16 protein-coding genes are annotated in these 16,136 nt (G+C 64.3%); 10 read left to right on the top strand and 6 right to left on the bottom strand.

Going from position 1 to position 16,136, the window contains the following annotated elements:
• Positions 1-4 precede the first annotated feature (4 nt).
• From ACEN9P_RS00375 to ACEN9P_RS00365, 3 genes are all read left to right on the top strand, one after another.
• On the top strand, positions 5-529 hold the full coding sequence (locus tag ACEN9P_RS00375; RefSeq protein ID WP_495620769.1) for an SLOG cluster 4 domain-containing protein: 525 nt from the start codon (positions 5-7) through the stop codon (positions 527-529).
• 58 nt (positions 530-587) lie between these two features.
• Positions 588-1,133, top strand: a complete 546-nt coding sequence (locus ACEN9P_RS00370; protein ID WP_495620768.1) for a DUF2867 domain-containing protein — start codon at positions 588-590, stop codon at positions 1,131-1,133.
• Between the two features lie 218 nt (positions 1,134-1,351).
• On the top strand, positions 1,352-1,906 hold the full coding sequence (locus ACEN9P_RS00365; protein WP_495620767.1) for a hypothetical protein: 555 nt from the start codon (positions 1,352-1,354) through the stop codon (positions 1,904-1,906).
• Positions 1,907-2,015: 109 nt separating this feature from the next.
• Here the strand turns inward: ACEN9P_RS00365 and ACEN9P_RS00360 are convergent, their stop codons facing one another.
• The 4 genes from ACEN9P_RS00360 to ACEN9P_RS00345 all read right to left on the bottom strand — a co-directional run bounded on the left by ACEN9P_RS00360 (position 2,016) and on the right by ACEN9P_RS00345 (position 5,911).
• Positions 2,016-2,468 carry a hypothetical protein gene (locus ACEN9P_RS00360; RefSeq protein ID WP_495620766.1) on the bottom strand — a complete coding sequence of 151 codons (453 nt, stop codon included), beginning with the start codon at positions 2,466-2,468 and terminating at the stop codon, positions 2,016-2,018.
• 124 nt (positions 2,469-2,592) lie between these two features.
• Positions 2,593-4,092 (bottom strand): exopolyphosphatase, encoded by a 1,500-nt coding sequence (gene ppx / locus ACEN9P_RS00355; protein ID WP_074574726.1) that lies wholly within the window; start codon positions 4,090-4,092, stop codon positions 2,593-2,595.
• 57 nt (positions 4,093-4,149) lie between these two features.
• Positions 4,150-5,292 carry an ABC transporter substrate-binding protein gene (locus ACEN9P_RS00350; protein ID WP_495620765.1) on the bottom strand — a complete coding sequence of 381 codons (1,143 nt, stop codon included), beginning with the start codon at positions 5,290-5,292 and terminating at the stop codon, positions 4,150-4,152.
• Between the two features lie 136 nt (positions 5,293-5,428).
• Complete coding sequence (locus tag ACEN9P_RS00345; protein ID WP_074574724.1) at positions 5,429-5,911, bottom strand: fasciclin domain-containing protein; 483 nt, start codon at positions 5,909-5,911, stop codon at positions 5,429-5,431.
• Positions 5,912-6,235: 324 nt separating this feature from the next.
• On the opposite strand from ACEN9P_RS00345, the gene pstS reads away from it, so the two are divergent.
• From pstS to phoR, 7 genes are all read left to right on the top strand, one after another.
• Positions 6,236-7,243: a phosphate ABC transporter substrate-binding protein PstS gene (gene pstS / locus ACEN9P_RS00340; protein WP_139200890.1), complete on the top strand. Its 1,008-nt coding sequence runs from the start codon at positions 6,236-6,238 to the stop codon at positions 7,241-7,243.
• 118 nt (positions 7,244-7,361) lie between these two features.
• Positions 7,362-8,327 (top strand): phosphate ABC transporter permease subunit PstC, encoded by a 966-nt coding sequence (pstC, locus tag ACEN9P_RS00335; RefSeq protein ID WP_074574721.1) that lies wholly within the window; start codon positions 7,362-7,364, stop codon positions 8,325-8,327.
• Positions 8,324-9,208: a phosphate ABC transporter permease PstA gene (gene pstA / locus ACEN9P_RS00330; protein WP_074574719.1), complete on the top strand. Its 885-nt coding sequence runs from the start codon at positions 8,324-8,326 to the stop codon at positions 9,206-9,208. The genes pstC and pstA overlap by 4 nt, the downstream gene beginning before the upstream one ends.
• An 11-nt stretch (positions 9,209-9,219) precedes the next feature.
• Positions 9,220-10,002 carry a phosphate ABC transporter ATP-binding protein PstB gene (pstB, locus tag ACEN9P_RS00325; protein ID WP_074574717.1) on the top strand — a complete coding sequence of 261 codons (783 nt, stop codon included), beginning with the start codon at positions 9,220-9,222 and terminating at the stop codon, positions 10,000-10,002.
• A 167-nt stretch (positions 10,003-10,169) separates the two neighbouring features.
• Positions 10,170-10,871 (top strand): phosphate signaling complex protein PhoU, encoded by a 702-nt coding sequence (gene phoU, locus ACEN9P_RS00320; RefSeq protein ID WP_074574716.1) that lies wholly within the window; start codon positions 10,170-10,172, stop codon positions 10,869-10,871.
• Positions 10,872-10,878: 7 nt separating this feature from the next.
• Positions 10,879-11,613, top strand: coding sequence for a phosphate regulon transcriptional regulator PhoB (gene phoB, locus ACEN9P_RS00315; RefSeq protein ID WP_477664436.1), 735 nt, complete (start codon positions 10,879-10,881; stop codon positions 11,611-11,613).
• Positions 11,610-12,974: a phosphate regulon sensor histidine kinase PhoR gene (gene phoR / locus ACEN9P_RS00310; RefSeq protein ID WP_477713251.1), complete on the top strand. Its 1,365-nt coding sequence runs from the start codon at positions 11,610-11,612 to the stop codon at positions 12,972-12,974. The genes phoB and phoR overlap by 4 nt, the downstream gene beginning before the upstream one ends.
• On the opposite strand, the gene ACEN9P_RS00305 is transcribed toward phoR, so the two are convergent.
• Together ACEN9P_RS00305 and ACEN9P_RS00300 are read right to left on the bottom strand one after the other, a co-directional pair.
• Positions 12,962-14,326, bottom strand: a complete 1,365-nt coding sequence (locus tag ACEN9P_RS00305; protein ID WP_495620764.1) for an MATE family efflux transporter — start codon at positions 14,324-14,326, stop codon at positions 12,962-12,964. The genes phoR and ACEN9P_RS00305 overlap by 13 nt on opposite strands.
• Positions 14,323-16,104, bottom strand: coding sequence for a glycosyltransferase family protein (locus ACEN9P_RS00300; RefSeq protein ID WP_477664433.1), 1,782 nt, complete (start codon positions 16,102-16,104; stop codon positions 14,323-14,325). The genes ACEN9P_RS00305 and ACEN9P_RS00300 overlap by 4 nt, the downstream gene beginning before the upstream one ends.
• Positions 16,105-16,136 lie beyond the last annotated feature (32 nt).

The raw sequence follows: 16,136 nt of genomic DNA, 5'->3' as shown, positions 1-16,136 counted from the left end.
TCCCATGACTATTTCTCGTCGAAAACCCCAGGTTTGCGTACTCGGCAGCGCCGAGCCCGGTTCCCGCGCCTATGAACTCGCCGGTGAGGCGGGTGAGGCGCTGGCCAGACTGGGTATCACGGTTGTGAGCGGATGCGGCAGTCCCGCAACCAGGGTTGCTGCCGAGCGCGCCATTGAGGCAAAAGGCCTGGTGCTCAGCATCGTGCCGCCAGACCAGATGCCCGCGCCGGATTGGCCCGCCACGGTTGTATTGCCCTGCGGGATGGGAGATGCCCGTAACCTCCTGATGGCGCTTGCGGGCGATGCCTGCATCGTCATCGGTGGCCGCGCGGGTACCAAATCCGAGGTGCATCTGGCGTGGCTCCACAAACGGCCTTTGCTTCCGCTGGTCGGCTGCGGCGGGTGGTCTGATGAACTGCCGTCTCATCCTCCCGACGAGCGGGAAAACTCCCCCATCTTGCCTTGGAGCACCATCGCCGAGTTGGAGGCGAATCTGCGCAGTCTTGGCTTGGTCAAGAGTGTGGCATGAATTGCCCGCCGGCCGTCTTCAACGTTAGATCTCAGAACCCAACTACTGGCTCGAACACATGTCAACCCAACAGCACCGCGTAAGGCCTGTATCGCTTCCTCCGGAGTCGGCAGTTACCAGAGCCTACGCATCGACGAATCTCGCAGATGCCTACTCAATCGAGCTTCCACCCGGAGCGTCGACCAATCCCGAGCAGTTGGCAAGGTTCATCTTCTCCCATCAGGCACCGTGGGTTGGCACCCTCATGGCGGTCCGGGATGCGGTCGTCGGCGGGGTCGGCCTCAAAACTGCGAGGCAACTCGCGTCACTTGACGCGCAGGGCAAGCCAGGCCGCCTTAGCATCTTCAAGATCTACGGCACAAGTCCGACCGAAATTGTCTTTGGAGAAGACGACAAGCACCTGGACTTCAGGCTTTCTGTCCTCTGCTCCGGTCAGCCCTTGCCGGGAGGCAGACGCCACCTGACTTTATCAACCGTGGTCCATTGCCACAACCGCTTGGGCCGTCTCTATATTTTTGTCATCGCCCCGTTCCACCGCCTGGTCGTTCAATCCAGTCTTCGTCGTGCTGCCCAAATCGGCTGGCCGTCAGCAGCGCAGGCGTAAACCAGATTCCCAGTCGCCATGTGTAGCCCGCTGCGGCCTGACTCTTTTATCGAGGGGACGTTCACAAGCAAGCTTCGCATGCTAGCGGCAACCGCTCATGTCAAACGTTAACTGGAATGAAAGCTGAGAGCTCCTGCTTCATCTTCTCGACGCCGAGTTGCGTCTGAAACGAAGTGATGGTTAAACTGGTCTTTAACCTTAGGCCTCAATGGAGTGACATGAAAAACGATATTCGACAGGTTCTGACGCTTGCAGTCCTTGGCTGTGCACTGGGCAATGCGTTTGGCCAGCCCGCAGCCGCTGCAAATACGGCCCAAAAGTCAAACCAGTTCGTGGTTCAAGCCGAGGCCGCCTACAAAGGCATGCTCGAAGCGGAACGGGCTGGAAACCTCACGTCCTATAGAAAGTTCAGATCAAAGGCTGCTCTTGATGAGACCCTTGGGAATCTGCGCAAAACCGGGACTCCCGAGAGCGAGGCTGGCGCCGCGTTGCAGCGGGTATCAAAGTACTCCACGAGCCTGGATGGCTTTGATTTTGTGAGGGCCGAAGGACGGGCAAGCGTCGGGCGGCTCTTCTACCAAAAGCGCTGGAAGTCCAATGGTGAAGAAATGGTCGACTTCTTTGGCTACCTGATGCGGCTCGAGGACAACACGTGGAAAGTTGATTGTGTTGTGAATTCGACTGGAACAAAGTTGGGCATGGGCAAGTCGCGCAAGATTGAAGAACGAACCATTGATGAAGTTGCTGAGCATCCATGCTTGAAGATGAGCTGAGGCCTGACTCTTCATGGGTGGACTCCCCCTCAAGGGCAAGGATCTGACTGGTAGATTGGCTGGGTAATCCGGCACGCTTGCGAGTGCCGGAGCTTGCCTCTGTGCAGTTTTAGCTGCCCAGCGTAGGCCGGCCGGTCTTGATCGCGGGGACCTGCTCCAGCGCCGTCAGGAAAGCAGCATCGGAGATGCCGGCCAGCAGCTTGATGCCGGCGCGCAGCAGTTCGCTTTTCTTCGCGGGGCGGGTCAGCCTGGCGGCGCGCTGCTTGAGCTCGTCGAGCACCACGTATTCGGCCTTGGGAATCGTGAAGCTGTCGCGCACCAGTTTTGGCTTTTTGGTTTTCTCTGGCTTGGCGGCCTTCACAGGTTTGGCGCTTGCCTGGGGCTTGGCGGCAGGCTTCTTGGCGCCGGCCTTTTTCACGATGGCTTTCTTGACCGTGCCTTTGCCGGCAGGCGCCTTGGTGGTGGTCGCTTTTTTCGGGGCGGGTTTGGCCGCGGGTTTCACGGGAGCCTTGGGCTTTGCCGGTGCGGCGGGTTTCGCAGTTGCTTTTTTGCTGGTAGCCATGGATTGATCCTTTTTGGGTGCGGTCGAATAAACCGTATATACAGTTTATACGGTTTATTCAAAAACGGTCAAGCCGCGCCGGGTGGTGCCCATGCGCTTGAAGGGCGGGGCGGCAAGGAATGGATCAGGGATTCGGGACGACCAGCGTCCACGGCGTCTTCTGCCAGGCCAGCACTTCTTCCTGCAGCAGGTGGGCCGATTGCGGGAAGGCCTGCGCCCAGCCGGTGCGGCAGTTCAGCACAAAAATCCGGCCGGGCTGCTCGCCGCATTCGAGCTGCAGGCCTTTGAGGTCGGGGTCGCGCCGCGCATGGCACAGGATGACGGCCAGGCGCAGGCACAGCAACTGCTGGATGAACACCCGGTCCTCGAAGTCGATTTCGAGCTTGCGCAGCTTGCCGCGGTGGCCCAGCACCAGCAGGCTGATGCGGTGCAGCTCGGGCAGGGCAAAACCCGGCGCGTCGGCGTTGTCCAGGATATAGGCGCCGTGCTTGTGGTAGTCGCTGTGCGAGATCTGGCTGCCGATTTCATGCAATTGCGCGGCCCATTCGAGCTTGCGCTGGAAACGCGCGGAATCGGCTGGGGCCAGGCCGGCGCCGGCCATCGCGAACAGGTGGCGCGCCACCTTGCTCACGCGCTGGGCCTGCACCGGGTCGGCGCTGAATTTGTTGGCCAGGCGCTGCACCGTGGTGGAGCGCAGGTCCGTCAGGTCGTGTTCGCGGTCCAGCAGGTCGTAAAGCACGCCGTGGCGCAGGGCGCCCTGGGCGGCTTCCATGTGCGAAATGCCCAGCAGCTCGAAGACCGCGCGCAGCACGCTGACGCCGCCGCCTATGACGGCGCGCCTGTCGTCCTTCATGCCGTCGAGTTTCAGGCGGTCGGCGCTTTGCGCCTTGAGCAGGCGGTCCAGCAGCCAATCGAGGCCCTCGCGCGTGACCTGGCCCGCGGGCCAGCCCGCGGCCGTGAGCACGTCGCTGACGGCGCCTATGGTGCCCGAGGAGCCGTAGGCCGTGTCCCAGGTATCGGCGCGGTAGGCATTGACGGCCTCATCGAGCACCGCCTTGGCGGCCACCTCGGCAGTCGTGAAGGCGCGCGCGGTGAACTGTCCCTCGGGGAAATACTTCATGGACCAAGCCACGCTGCCGACGCGGTAGGACTCCATGGTGCGCGCATCCAGGCCCCTGCCAAGGATCATTTCGGTGGAGCGGCCGCCAATGTCGACCACCAGCCGGCGCTCGTTGGATTGCGGCAGCAAATGCGCCACGCCCTGGTAAATCAGGCGGGCTTCCTCGCGGCCGGGGATGACGTCGATGGGAAAACCCAGGATTTTGTGGGCGCGTGCGAGGAACTCCTCCCGGTTGCGCGCCTCGCGCAGGGTCTGGGTGGCGACGGCGCGGACCTGGTGTTTCTTGAAGCCCGCCAGCCGTTCGCCGAAACGCGCCAGGCAGTCCCAGCCGCGCTGCATGGCTTCCGGCGTCAGGTTGCGGTCGGCGTCCAGCCCGTTGCCCTGGCGGACGGTTTCCTTGATGTATTCGGTGCGGTGTATGCGGCCGTGGTCAAAGCGGCCGATTTCGAGGCGAAAGCTGTTGGATCCCAGGTCCACAGCCGCGAGCAGCGTTCCATTTTGCATGCCTGAGTTTAAGGGCTGTGCATAGCTATCGCGCGGGACCCGCATGAGCATTTCGGCCTAACCGATGAGCCGGCCGTCGACCGTCATCATGCTCTGGGTCACGTAGGTGCTGCTGCGGCGCTGGGGGTTGAAGCTCACGCTGAAGCCGCCCATGTTCATGGCACCGCGGCGCTGGAAGGCGGCCAGCACATTCTGGCGGTTCAGCGGGCCGTCCACCTCGCTGAGCACTTCATAGGTGTAGCGCGCGGCGATAAATCCGGCCAGGCTCAGGGCCGCGGGCGGCTCGTCAAACAGGCGCGCCAGGGTTTCGCGGTAGCTCCTGACAATCGGCAGGCTGGCGTTGACCAGGGGCACGGGCTGGGTGGCGATTACGGGGGTGTTGCGCGCCGCGCCCATCTGCAGCATGGTCGTCAGGTTGACGTCCGCCAGGGCCACGATGTAGCGCTGGCGGGACTGCTTTTCCAGGCCCTGCGTGAATTCGGCCAGTTCGGGCGTTCCGCCCACGAACAGCAGCACGGCGGGCGTGCGCGGCGTGAGCTTCTGGCCCAGGGCGCGCAGGTCGCCCGCGCCCTTGAACGGCAGCAACTTGAGCTGCAGGGCTGCGGCGATGCGTTCCACGTCGGCGTGGTAGGCGCTGTAATCCTGTGCCGTGGCGTAGATCGCGCCCAGTTCCTTGAGGCCCATGGTGGAGAGGCTTTTGAGCGCGTAGGCCATCTGTTCCTGGCGCGCCGCAAAGATCGGGAAGGTCTTGTCGTCAATCTCGACACTGGAGTTCTGCAGCCAGGGCGCCACGTGCGCCATCGGCAACCCACCCTTGTGGGAGAGATCCACGAGCTGGCCGGCGACAAGGTCACCGACGCTGCCGGACAGGGCCACGCAGGCGGGGTTGTCCCTGACGGAATCGAGTGCGACCTTGAGGCCGGCCGGCGTGCCGTCGGTTTCCAGCGTCAGGTGCTCGATGCGGCGCCCGCGAATGCCGCCTTTGGCATTGATGTCTTGCCAGGCGGCGCGCGAGCCGATCAGGAAGTCCTTGGAGACATCCTGTTGCGACTGGGAAAAATCCACCACCTGTGCCACGGTGAGGCTGCGCGATGCGGATTTTCCGGGCTGCGCCCATGCGGGCGCGGCAACGCCGGCCGCCAGCAGGCCGGCGTGCTGCAACAGGCGGCGGCGGGGGAGGAGGGGATTGGGCGGGAGCATGGTGAATTCCTGGTGTTTGTCGCCGTCAGATGTCAGACGAGGTATGGCAAAACTGTGAAGGCCCCTGCTTTCCGGGGAAAACAGGGGCCTGAAGTGGGCAAAAGCCGAGGCAAGGCGCACGGCCTTGGCGGAAGGGTTATTTGCGGACTGGCGGGATCAGGACGGCGTCCACGAGATGCACCACGCCGTTGGTGGCGGAGATGTCCGCGGTCTGCACCATGGCGTCCTCGACGATGACGAATTCGCCGGCCTTGGACAGGGCCACATTGGCGCCGTTGACGGTTTTGCTGTTGCCGTTCTTCACGTCGGCGGCCATGAGCTTGCCGGGGATCAGGTGGTAATTCAGCACGGCCTTGAGTTTGGCGGGGTCCTTGGCCAGTTCGTCCATGGTCTTGGCGGGCACTTTGGCAAAGGCGTCGTTGGTGGGGGCGAACACGGTGTAGGGGCCGGCACCCTTGAGCGTGTCCGTCAGGCCGGCCTTGGCCACCAGGTCGTTGAGCGTGCTCAGTTGGGACTGGGAAGCGATGGTGTCGGCCACGGAAACCGGGGTAGAGGAGGTGGCGCAGCCGGTGAGGGCGGCGACGGCGGCGGCAATGGCCAGAAAACGGCGGTTCAGCATGGAATTTCTCCTGATTAAGAACAGGGCCAAGCGTAGGAGCCGCCGGTGACAGATTCGTGACGGAAATTTAAAGGTTTTGTGACACCGAGAGGGGTGGAGGTGGCTCAGGGCACTGTCATATTTGTCACAAGCTTGTCACACAAGATTCCTACAGTCGACGCATCACCTGGTGCAGCCCGGATCCACCCAGACTGTTCCCTGACTTGTGCTTTAACTGTTTCTAACCGTTTTCTGACCGCTTCTAACTGCTCTAACTGTTCCCAACTATTCCCAACCAGAGGTATTCTGATGAACCTGACTTACAAAGCATCCCTGACGGCCGCGATGGGCCTCGCCTTCGCCTCTTTTGCAACCCTGGCCACCGCCCAGGACGTGACCGGCGCCGGCGCCAGCTTCCCGGCTCCCCTGTATTCCAAATGGGCTGCCGACTACAACAAGGCCACCGGCGTCAAGATCAATTACCAGTCCGTCGGCTCCGGCGCCGGCATCAAGCAGATCGAAGCCAAGACCGTGGACTTCGGTGCTTCGGATGCGCCCCTGAAGGACGAAGAACTCAAGGCCAAAAACCTGGTGCAGTTCCCTACCGTGATTGGTGGCGTGGTGCCCGTGGTCAACATCAAGGGCATCGCCCCCGGCCAGATGAAGCTCAACGGCCAGCTGCTGGGCGATATCTACCTGGGCAAGATCACCAACTGGAACGATGCGGCCATCAAGGCGCTGAACCCCGGCCTGGCCCTGCCTGACGCCGCCATCGCACCGGTTCGCCGCGCCGATGGTTCCGGCACCAGCTTTGCATTCACCAACTACCTGAGCCAGGTCAACGCCGAATGGAAGGCCAAGGTCGGTGAAGGCACCGCGGTGAACTGGCCGGTGGGCGCAGGTGGCAAGGGCAATGAAGGCGTCGCCGCGTTCGTCGGCCGCCTGCCCAACTCGATCGGTTATCTCGAGTACGCCTACGTCAAGCAGAACAAGATGACCTATGTGCAGATGCAAAACCAGAGCGGCAGCTTCGTCTCTCCCGACGACGAAACCTTCAAGGCTGCAGCCGCCGGAGCCGACTGGACCAAGACCTTCTACCAGATCCTGAACAACAAGCCAGGCAAGGATTCGTGGCCCATCACGACCGCCACCTACATCATGATGCAAAAGAGCCAGGACAAGCCTGCCCAGGCCGCTGCCGCCCTGAAGTTCTTCGAGTGGGTCTACAAGGGTGGCGACAAGACCGCAACCGACCTGGACTATGTGCCCATGCCTGCGAGCGTCAAGACGCTGATCGAAAAGTCCTGGGCTGATATCAAGGACACCTCCGGCAAGGCCGTTGCGTACAAATAAGACGGCAATTCCATTGCTGCCCATATTGTCCAGAACATAGGGGTTTTCCAACGTGTCCTCTACACTTCCCGCGAGCCGGGCCGATTTTGACCACCCGGTCAAATCGTCCGGACGCGATATGGCTACACCACCCCCCAACAACCCAGTGCGCAGAAGCCCGCTGGCAGACCGGCTCTTCGGCTGGGCTGCCCAGGGAGCGGCGCTCCTGACCCTGGGTCTGCTGTTTGGCATCCTGATCTCGCTGCTCATCGGCGCATGGCCGGCGATCAGCAAATACGGGCTTGGCTTCCTGACCAGCAGCGTATGGGATCCGGTCAAGAACGAGTACGGCGGCCTGGTGATGATCTACGGGACGCTGGCAACCTCTCTCATTGCGCTGGTGATCGCCGTTCCGGTGAGTTTTGGGATCGCCCTGTTCCTGACCGAGTTGTCGCCGGCCTGGCTCAAGCGCCCGCTGGGCACGGCCATCGAACTGCTGGCGGCGGTGCCTTCCATCGTCTACGGCATGTGGGGCCTGCTGGTTTTCGGTCCGATTCTGGCCACCTATGTGCAGCAGCCGCTGCAGGGCATGCTCAAGGGTGTGCCTTACCTGGGCGCCCTGGTCTCCGGCCCGCCGGTGGGCATCGGCATTCTGTCTGCCGGCATCATCCTGGCGATCATGATCATTCCCTTCATCGCCTCGGTGATGCGGGACGTGTTCGAAGTGACGCCGCCGCTGTTGAAAGAGTCCGCCTATGGGCTGGGTGCGACGACCTGGGAAGTGGTCGGCAAGGTCGTGCTGCCCTATACCAAGGCCGGCGTTATCGGCGGGATCATGCTGGGTCTGGGCCGCGCGCTGGGCGAGACGATGGCTGTCACTTTTGTGATCGGCAACGCCAACCAGCTTGCCTCGCTATCGGTGTTCGAGGCGGCCAACAGCATCACGTCCGTCCTTGCAAACGAGTTCGCCGAGGCCAGCAGCGACATGCACAGGGCGGCGCTTTTGTACCTCGCACTGGTGCTGTTTTTCATTACCTTTGTGGTGCTCACGCTGTCCAAGCTGCTGCTTAGCCGCATGAAGAAAAGTGAAGGGAAAAAATCATGAGTACTGGCAAAGCCCTGCTGGACGCCAAGACGCTGGCCGAAACGCGCCAGGCCAGGTTTGCGGCCCGCGACCGCGTTAACAAGATCGCCCTGGCGCTGTCATTTGCTGCGATGGCATTCGGTGTGTTCTGGCTTGTCTGGATTCTCTGGGAAACGCTGCGCCTTGGCGTGAGCGGGCTGTCGCTGTCCATCTTCACGCAAATGACGCCCGCACCTGGCGATGAGGGCGGCTTGCTCAATGCCATCGCGGGTTCGCTGGTGATGGTGGGCATTGCCACCTTTATCGGGACACCGATCGGCATCATGGCCGGCATTTACCTGGCGGAATACAACCCGCGCGGCTGGCTGTCGTCCGTGGTCCGGTTTGTGAACGACATCCTGCTGTCGGCGCCATCGATTGTGATCGGCCTGTTCGTCTATGCCCTTGTGGTCGCGCGGTTCCAGAGTTACTCCGGCCTTGCCGGTGCGCTGGCTTTGTCGCTGATTACCATCCCCGTCGTCATTCGCACCACCGAGAACATGTTGCAACTGGTGCCTCCTGGTTTGCGGGAAGCGGCTTACGCGCTGGGCACGCCCAAGTGGAAAGTCATTCTGGCGATCACCTTGCGTGCGGCGCGTGCCGGTGTGGTGACAGGCGTGCTGCTGGCGGTCGCCCGCATTGCCGGTGAAACCGCTCCACTGCTTTTCACGGCCTTGAACAACCAGTTCTGGTCCTCCGACCTGACGTCTCCCATGGCCAGCCTGCCCGTCACGATTTTCAAGTTCGCGATGAACATCGATCCAAACCTGCAGAAGCTCGCCTGGGCTGGTGTGTTCCTGATCACTGTCGCCGTGTTGGCGCTTAACATCTTCGCGCGCATTTTGACGCGGAGCAAGAATTAAAGGGAAATCAAATGGTTGCAACAGTTGCTACCCAGGCGCCCCGCGCCAAGATTGCGGTGAAGGACCTGAACTTCTACTACGGCAAGTTCCACGCCCTCAAGAGCATCAACCTCGACATCCCCGAGAACAAGGTCACGGCCTTTATCGGGCCCTCGGGCTGCGGCAAGTCGACGCTGCTGCGCACCTTCAATCGCATGTTCGAACTCTATCCCGAGCAGCGCGCCGAGGGCACGATCGCACTCGATGGCGAGAACCTGCTGACCAGCAAGCAGGACGTCGCCCTGATCCGCGCCAAGGTCGGCATGGTGTTCCAGAAACCGACGCCTTTCCCGATGTCGATCTACGACAACATCGCTTTCGGCGTGAAGCTGTTCGAAAGCCTGAACGCCTCCGACATGGACGAGCGCGTGGAATGGGCGCTGCGCAAGGCCGCGCTGTGGACCGAAGTCAAGGACAAGCTCAACCAGAGCGGCTCCAGCCTCTCGGGCGGCCAGCAGCAGCGCCTGTGCATCGCCCGCGGCATTGCCATCAAGCCTGAAGTGCTGCTGCTGGACGAACCCTGCTCGGCACTGGACCCTATCTCCACCGCCAAGGTGGAAGAGCTGATCGCCGAGCTGAAGAACGATTACACGGTGGTCATCGTGACGCACAACATGCAGCAGGCTGCCCGCTGCAGCGATTACACGGCCTATATGTACCTGGGCGACCTCGTTGAATTCGGTGCGACGGAAGACCTGTTCTTCAAGCCGAAACGCAAAGAAACCGAAGACTACATCACCGGCCGTTTCGGATGAACCACCCAGCCCCCTGCCTCGGCTCACTGCGTGTAGCCGGAATCCCCCTCAAGGGGACGGCGCCTGCGGCCCGGCAAAGCCGGTTCCGCGACGCCCGCCGGCTTGGCTCTGAGTGCCTCATGCGCCGCGGTACTGATCGCAGCGGCGAATAAACCAAAGGGAAAAACATGCCTGATAAACACCTCTCGACCCAGTTTGACAGCGAACTCAACGGCGTGTCTTCGCGTGTCATGGAGCTCGGCGGCCTGGTCGAATCGCAGATTCGCCTGGCGATCTACGCCTTGTCCCAGTTCAGCGCCGAAAGCGCCAACCAGGTCATCGAAACCGAAGCGCGCGTCAACGCGATGGAAATCGACATCGACCGCGAGCTGTCGTCCATCATCGCGCGGCGCCAGCCCACGGCCCGCGACCTGCGCCTGCTGATCGCGATTTCCAAGACCACGGCCAACCTGGAGCGCGCCGGCGACGAAGCCGAGAAGATCGCGCGCATGGTCAAGTCCATCATCGAGAGCGGCTCGGCCCGGGCCCTGCCTTCGTCCGACCTGCGCATCGCCGCGGAGCTTGCCTCCGGCCTGCTGCGCAAGGCGCTGGACGCTTTTGCCCGGCTGGACACCTCGGTGGCGGTCTCCATCCTCAAGGAAGACGACCAGATCGACCAGGAATTCGACGGCTTTGTGCGCAAGCTCATCACTTACATGATGGAAGACCCGCGCACGATTTCGCCCAGCCTGGACCTGCTGTTCGTGGCCAAGGCCATAGAGCGCGTGGGCGACCACGCCAAGAACATCGCGGAATTCATCATTTACATCGTCAAGGGTGCGGACGTGCGGCACACCCCTATGGAACAGATCGAGTCTGCAGTAAAGTAAAGACGGAATGAAACACCTGCCACGCATACTGATAGTTGAAGACGAGCCGGCCATTGCCGAGTTGATTGCCGTCAACCTGCGGCATGGCGGCTTTGACCCCGTGGTGGCGGAAGACAGTGTGTCGGCCCAGCGCGAACTCGACGCCGTGCTGCCCGACGCCATCCTGCTGGACTGGATGCTGCCGGGGCAAAGCGGCCTGGCGCTGGCGCGCCACTGGCGCAAGCAGGCACGCACCAAAAGCATTCCCATCCTGATGCTGACGGCGCGCGGCGACGAACCCGACAAGGTCGCCGGGCTGGACGCCGGCGCCGACGACTACATCACCAAGCCTTTTTCCACCCAGGAGCTGCTGGCGCGCATACGCGCCGTGCTGCGCCGCCGCGCGCCCGAGTCGGTGAACGACAGCGTGACCGTGGGCGGGCTGGTGCTGGACGCCGCGACGCACCGCATTGCCTACCTGGGCCAGGAGCTCAAGCTGGGCCCGACCGAGTTCAAGCTACTGCATTACCTGATGAAGCATGCCGAGCGCGTGCACAGCCGCAGCTCCCTGCTCGACAAGGTCTGGGGCGACCACGTCTTCATTGAAGAGCGCACCGTCGACGTCCACGTCAAACGCCTGCGCGAGGCCCTGGGCTCGGCGGGCACCATGGTGGAAACCGTGCGCGGCGCCGGTTACCGGCTGACCGCGATGGCCGCGGTAGCCGCCAACAGCCCGGTGGCTGCTGCACAATCCAGCGCATGATCAACCGGTGGATTGTTTTCGCCGCCTGCATGCTTGTGGGCGGCGGTTTGGGCTTTTGGGCGCGCACCGTCAATGGCCTGAGTTTCGGCCTGGGCATAGGGCTGGCGGTGGCGGCCATGGTCTGGCTGGTGATAGACAGCTTCTTCATCAACCGGCTGCTGCGCTGGCTGCGTGCCGAGCAAAACAACGACACGCCCGCCGTGATGGCCGGCAGCGCGCCCAGCCTGCCCGGCGTCTGGGGCGAGGTCGCCGACCGGACCCGCCGGCTGCTCAAGAACCGCGACCAGCAGTACCAGGAAAGCCAGGCCCGCCTCGACGAGTTCCTGGCGGCCATGCAGGCCTCGCCCAGCGGCGTGGTGCTGCTGGACGCGCAGGGCCGCATCGAATGGTGCAACCAGATGGCCAGCCAGCATTTCGGCTTCGACGCCCAGCGCGACGTGATGCAGCACATCGCCAACCTGGTGCGCGACCCGGCCTTCAAAGCCTATATGGCGACCGGCAACTTCACGCACGACGTGGTCATCCCGGGCAGCGCCAGCACGCCGGCGCGGCCCGTGAAGCTGTCGGTCCATGTGCATTCCTACGGCAAGGACCGCAAGCTGCTGCTGTCGCGCGACATCACGGCCGTGGAACTGGCCGAAGCCATGCGCCGTGACTTTGTGGCCAATGTGTCGCATGAGATCCGCACGCCGCTGACGGTGCTGTCCGGCTTTATCGAGACCCTGCAGACCCTGCCGCTCAAGGAGCCCGAGCGTGCCCGTTACCTGGCCTTGATGTCGCAGCAATCGCAGCGCATGCAGACCCTGGTCAGCGATTTGCTGACCCTGTCGCGCCTGGAAGGCAGCCCCTTCCCGGGCGCCAATGACTGGATGACGCTGGGCGCGCTGCTGGCCCAGTGCGAGCAGGAGGCCAGGGCCTTGTCGGCGGTGATCGGGCCGCAGGGGCATCGCCTGGAGTTCGAGTCCGGCCCGGTCTCGGAAATCGCCGGCGTGCAGACCGAGCTGTACAGCGCCATGTCCAACCTCGTGACCAACGCGGTGCGCTATACGCCCGAGGGCGGCCTGGTGCGCGTGAGCTGGACGCTGCTGGAAGACGGCCGCGGCGAGTTCAAGGTCAGGGACACCGGCCCCGGTATCGCGCCCGAACACCTGCCGCGGCTGACCGAGCGCTTTTACCGCATAGACCGCAGCCGCTCACGCGAGACCGGCGGCACCGGCCTGGGCCTGGCCATCGTCAAGCACGTAGCGCAGCGCCATGGGGCCGAACTGCACATCGAAAGCGAGCCGGGGCAGGGTTCCTGTTTTTCGATCGTCTTTCCGGCCGCGCGTGTGCGCCGGGTGCAGCTGGCTCAGGCCGCCTGAGCGGCCGGCGCCACCCGCAGGCTGCGCCTCACGGCGTGCCACAGCAAACCCAGGAAACAGGCCGCCACCAGCGCGATGGCCACCGTGCTGGCGGCCCAGAAGCTGGCGGCCGACTGGGTGGCCGCATGGCCCGCGATGCCCCCGTAGGCCAGGCGGTAGCCGCCCAGCAAACCCAGGCCCCACAGCAGCACGCCGTACAGCGCCAGCGGCATGATGGTGATGCGGTAGCAGCGCAGCAAAAACGCGGTCAGGGCCTGGGTCGCGTCGGCCACATGGTAGAAGGCCACCCACACCAGCAACGAGGAAGCCAGCGCGATGATTTCCGGGCTGCCCGAATACCAGCGCGCCAGCAAAGGCCCGGCCATGGCCACAAAACCCCCCAGCGTGAGCGCCGCCAGCCCGGTCAGCTTGAGCCCCAGCAGCACCACGCGCCTGGCATGGTCCGGCCGGCCGGCGCCCATCCAGAAGGACACCCGCGCGCTGCAGGCAATTGCCATCGACAGCGGCATCATGTACAGCACCGCCGCCACGCTGGAGGCGATCTGGTGGCTGGCCGAGGCGACCGTGCCCAGGCGGGCGATAAAAAGGGCCATCAGCGTGAACGAGGTCACCTCCACCAGGTAGGCCAGGCCGCCCGGGATGCCCAGGCGCGCGAAGTTGCCGATCTGCGACCAGTCGGGCCGCTCCATGCGCTCCCAGATGCGGTAAGGGAGGTACATGGGCCGGGTGCGCAGCATCAGCAGGGCCAGCGCCAGCAGCAGGTAGTTCACGACCAGCGTGGCCCAGGCGCAGCCCACGGCGCCCATGGGCTCCACGCCGGCGCCGCCGGCCACCAGCCAGATCGACAGCGGAATCTTCACCAGCAGGGCACCGACCTGCAGCCAGGTGACCAGCAGCGGTTTGCCCAGCGACTGGTTGAAGGTGCTGTAGATGCGAAACAGCAGCGAGGGCGCGAAGGCAAAAGCCAGCACCGCGAGGTAATGCTGCACCTCGTCCCGCATCAGCTCGGGCACCTGGGCCCAGCGCAGCAGCGGGCCGGGAAACAGCATGGCGGCCATGCCCACCGCCACGATGAAGCCGCACAGGTACATGCTTTGCCGCAGCGAGGCACCCACCGCCTCATGGCGCCGCGCGCCCAGCATCTCGGACCAGATGGGCAACAGCGCCTGCACGATGCCGATCAGCCCCACATACACGCTGACGTAGAGGGCCGAGCCGACCGACAGCGCGGCCAGCGCCTCGTCGCTGTAGCGGCCCGCGATCACGGTGTCGGCCACGCCGAAGGCCATGACGGCCAGCTGCCCGACCAGCACCGTGCCCGCGTGCCGGCTGATGACCTTGAGCTCGCTCAAGGCTTGGCTTTGCCGTTGGTGCGGCGGGACGGGGCGGGTGGTTTGGCCGGGCCGTCCTGGCTGACCCGCTTGTAGAGCAGCACGTTTTCGGTCTTGTCCGTGGGGCGGCGCACCGTGGCCTGGAAGGCCCAGTCGGGCAGGTTGACCCTGCTGCTGAGTGTGGGCTGGGCTTCGACGTCGACGATCAGGTAGGGGCAGCTGGCCTGCGCGCCGGCCTGGCGCAGCTCAAGCCGGCCGTGGTACTGCAGGGCGGCGGCCTGGGCGCTGCCTATGCCGTAGATCTCGACGCAGGCGTTTTTGTCCACCAGGCTGGCGATCTGGCGCGACATGGGCGCGAAGCTGCGCGCGTAGTCGAGCAGCGGCAGCCACAGCGTCATCAGCAGCAGCCAGCACAAGGTGGCGCCGCCGGCCGGCAGCACCAGCGATTTCCAGACGGCCGCGCGCTGCGCGCCGGCCCGCCATTTGACGAGCCAGGTCCAGGCCAGGGTGGCGGCCAGCGCAAACACAAAGGCCAGCCAGGAAAAGCTGGGCTCGAAGCCGGGCGCAAGCTTGGCCACGTTGGCGGCGGGCTGGCGCGGCACGCCGGTCTGCATGGCGATCCAGACCACCCAGATGATGATGCCGCAGCCGGTGAAAAACAGCAGCGTGAACCAGTCGATCAGCGAAGCCACGCTGCGCTTGAGCGTGGGCAGCGCGAAGGCGGCCAGCGCGGCCAGCGGCGGCAGGCTCAGCAGCAGGCTGCGGTCCGAGGCCGTGGTGGTCAGCGTGGCGGCCACAGCCATGGCGGCAAACCACAGCGGCAGGGCGACGTGGCGGCTGGCCAGCTGGCGGCGCCAGCGGTAAAGCGTCCACATTGCCAGCGGCCAGGCCGGCCAGGTGAACCACAGCAGCAGGCGCCCCAGGCTGCGCCAGTCCTTCCAGGCGGAAGTGTCGTCGCTGCCTGGCAGGTGGATGCGCCAGCGCCAGAGGTCCAGGCTGTAGGCCAGCAGCGCGACCCCCAGCGTGATGCCGGTGATCAGCAGCACCCAGTGCCAGGACTGCTGCCTGGCTGCCGGGTCCGTCTGGTCGGCGCCCCAGTGCATGTGCATCCATTCCACCAGCGCGCCGCCCGCGCCCAGCAGCAGGGCCAGCGTGGGTGCACCGCTCAGGGTGAGCCCGGCCAGGCCGATCAGCAGGCCGAAGGCCGGCCCCAGGATTTTGGTGGCTCGGCGGTAAGGGCTGGCCGCCATGGCGTAAAAAGCCAGCGCCGTAAAGCCCAGCTGCGCCAGCGCCGGCGTGGTTTCGTGGGAGAGCTGCGCCAGGCCCAGGCTGGCGATCAGCGCCAGCAGGCCGGCGTCGGCGATGGCCCGGGCATAGTCCACCGGGCTGGCTTCGCCGCCAAAGGCGAAGGCGACCGGCTGGGCCAGCGGGCTGCGCGCCAGGTAATAAACGGCGTACCAGGTGGCCAGCAGGGTCAGCACCAGCAGCCCCACAAAGGGCACTCGCACCGCCAGGGCCGGGTCCAGGAAAGGCAGCCATTTGATCGCGATCGCGCCCAGCCAGTAGGGCGCCAGTGCGTCAAATTCGGTGGCCCGGCCCAGCAGCTGCGGCTGCAGCCAGTTGGCCACCGTGGAGGCCAGTTCGCGCATCACGCCAAAGGCCGCGATGTCCTCGTTCTTCCAGGGCCCGCGCCCCAGGAAGCCCGGCAGCACATAGGCCGCGCAGAACAGCAGCAGCGCAAGCCGCGGCAGGCGGCGCACGGCGGACTGGGCAATGATGGCGGGTGAAGGTTTGTTCAAAACGGTTGGAGTCGGGGGAATACGAGAGGGCG

Source organism: Polaromonas sp. Polasp52 (genome assembly GCF_059491565.1).
This window is presented reverse-complemented; position numbering and strand designations above follow the sequence as displayed.

What these genes read in the sequence shown, in the direction of transcription:
- ACEN9P_RS00375 (WP_495620769.1), top strand. Translation starts at nt 5, where the DNA reads ATGACTATTTCTCGTCGAAAACCCCAGGTTTGCGTACTCGGCAGCGCC.
- ACEN9P_RS00370 (WP_495620768.1), top strand. Translation starts at nt 588, where the DNA reads ATGTCAACCCAACAGCACCGCGTAAGGCCTGTATCGCTTCCTCCGGAG.
- ACEN9P_RS00365 (WP_495620767.1), top strand. Translation starts at nt 1,352, where the DNA reads ATGAAAAACGATATTCGACAGGTTCTGACGCTTGCAGTCCTTGGCTGT.
- ACEN9P_RS00360 (WP_495620766.1), bottom strand. Translation starts at nt 2,468, where the DNA reads ATGGCTACCAGCAAAAAAGCAACTGCGAAACCCGCCGCACCGGCAAAG.
- ppx (WP_074574726.1), bottom strand. Translation starts at nt 4,092, where the DNA reads ATGCAAAATGGAACGCTGCTCGCGGCTGTGGACCTGGGATCCAACAGC.
- ACEN9P_RS00350 (WP_495620765.1), bottom strand. Translation starts at nt 5,292, where the DNA reads ATGCTCCCGCCCAATCCCCTCCTCCCCCGCCGCCGCCTGTTGCAGCAC.
- ACEN9P_RS00345 (WP_074574724.1), bottom strand. Translation starts at nt 5,911, where the DNA reads ATGCTGAACCGCCGTTTTCTGGCCATTGCCGCCGCCGTCGCCGCCCTC.
- pstS (WP_139200890.1), top strand. Translation starts at nt 6,236, where the DNA reads ATGGGCCTCGCCTTCGCCTCTTTTGCAACCCTGGCCACCGCCCAGGAC.
- pstC (WP_074574721.1), top strand. Translation starts at nt 7,362, where the DNA reads ATGGCTACACCACCCCCCAACAACCCAGTGCGCAGAAGCCCGCTGGCA.
- pstA (WP_074574719.1), top strand. Translation starts at nt 8,324, where the DNA reads ATGAGTACTGGCAAAGCCCTGCTGGACGCCAAGACGCTGGCCGAAACG.
- pstB (WP_074574717.1), top strand. Translation starts at nt 9,220, where the DNA reads ATGGTTGCAACAGTTGCTACCCAGGCGCCCCGCGCCAAGATTGCGGTG.
- phoU (WP_074574716.1), top strand. Translation starts at nt 10,170, where the DNA reads ATGCCTGATAAACACCTCTCGACCCAGTTTGACAGCGAACTCAACGGC.
- phoB (WP_477664436.1), top strand. Translation starts at nt 10,879, where the DNA reads ATGAAACACCTGCCACGCATACTGATAGTTGAAGACGAGCCGGCCATT.
- phoR (WP_477713251.1), top strand. Translation starts at nt 11,610, where the DNA reads ATGATCAACCGGTGGATTGTTTTCGCCGCCTGCATGCTTGTGGGCGGC.